This is a genomic window from Allobosea sp. CER48, assembly GCF_044752385.1.
In the GTDB taxonomy this organism is placed as follows: domain Bacteria; phylum Pseudomonadota; class Alphaproteobacteria; order Rhizobiales; family Beijerinckiaceae; genus Allobosea.
Genome location: NZ_JBIWYK010000701.1, coordinates 1 through 1202, shown reverse-complemented (window position 1 = coordinate 1202; position 1202 = coordinate 1). Strand labels below are relative to the sequence as shown.

Sequence of the window (1202 nt, the reverse complement as noted above, 5' to 3'; positions counted from 1 at the left end):
CCCGGTTCGCAGTTGCGCCCCATAGCCAGGGCCAAGGCGCTGCGGGCGCTCGTGATCTATCCGGCTGGCGAGGTCTACGATCACGACAAGGTGCGCTGGTATCGCGCGCCGATGGAGAGGCTGCTCGCCGACTACTTCAACATCGGCGACATGATCGTCTTCGACTCCACGCTGAAGCTGCTCGACTACGCGCATCTCGAGCCGATGAAGATCATGAACCCGACCGATGCCGATATCGAGCGCTACGCGAACGAGTTCGACTTCGTCTTCGTGCGCGGCTCGAACTTCATCCACGAGAAGATGGAGTGGTTCCGTGCCGTCGAGGTTCTGGAGAAGGTCAAGCTCCCGGTCTATGCCATCGGCGTCGGCGCCCAGGCCAGCCAGAACCGCGCGATAGAGCTCTCGGAAGCCTCGAAGCGCTTCTGGCAGATCGTCGCGGATCGCTCGGCCGCTATCGGGGTGCGCGGCGCTTTCAGCGCCGAGACGCTGTGGCGCAACGGCATCGGAAATGTCGAGGTCGTCGGCTGCCCCTCGATCTTCCGCACCCGCAACCGCGAACTCCAGATCCGCGTGCCGGACCAGCGTGCGATCCGCAAGGTCGCCTTCAGCCTGCGCCGCGAGGCGGACAAGAGCTACACGGTCGATCCCGAGGCCTATCTGCGCAACCAGCGCGCCGCGCTCCTCAAGGTCGACGCCCAGAGCGAGATGGTGATGTCCTCGCATGGCGAACAGGAGGAGAAGGCCTTCTTCCTGCGCGACGAGGCGGCGAAGGAGAAGGCCGTCGCCGAATTCGCCCGGACCGGCTGGTGGGACGGGCCGGAAGACCGGCGCATGCGCGAGATCTACGAGCGCAAGCTCTTCAGCTTCTTCGACGTCGAGGACTACGATCGCTTCGCGCAAGGCGTCGATCTCGCCGTCGGCTACCGCGTCCATGGCGTGCTGCCGGCCGTCGCCCACGGCGCGCCGGGCGTGCTCGTCGCCTACGACACGCGCAGCCAGGAATTGGCCGAGACCCTGAAGATTCCGGTCGTGCCCGAGGAGGCGCTGGCCGAGGGCGGTTGGCGCGCCGTCTACCGCGAGGCGGCGCTCAACGGGCTCGCGAAATCTTACGCCGCCTCCTACGACCGGATGCGCGCCTTTCTCGACCGCAACGGCGTTCCGCACCGGATGTGACGGGCGGAGGGGGCGTGATGAAAAAGGTC

At 66.2% G+C, this 1202-nt stretch carries 1 protein-coding gene; it reads left to right on the top strand.

Features of this window, described 5'->3' with window-relative positions:
- On the top strand, positions 1–1173 hold a 1173-nt coding region (locus ACIPIA_RS16675; RefSeq protein WP_400511088.1), incomplete at its 5' end, for a polysaccharide pyruvyl transferase family protein.
- Positions 1174–1202 lie beyond the last annotated feature (29 nt).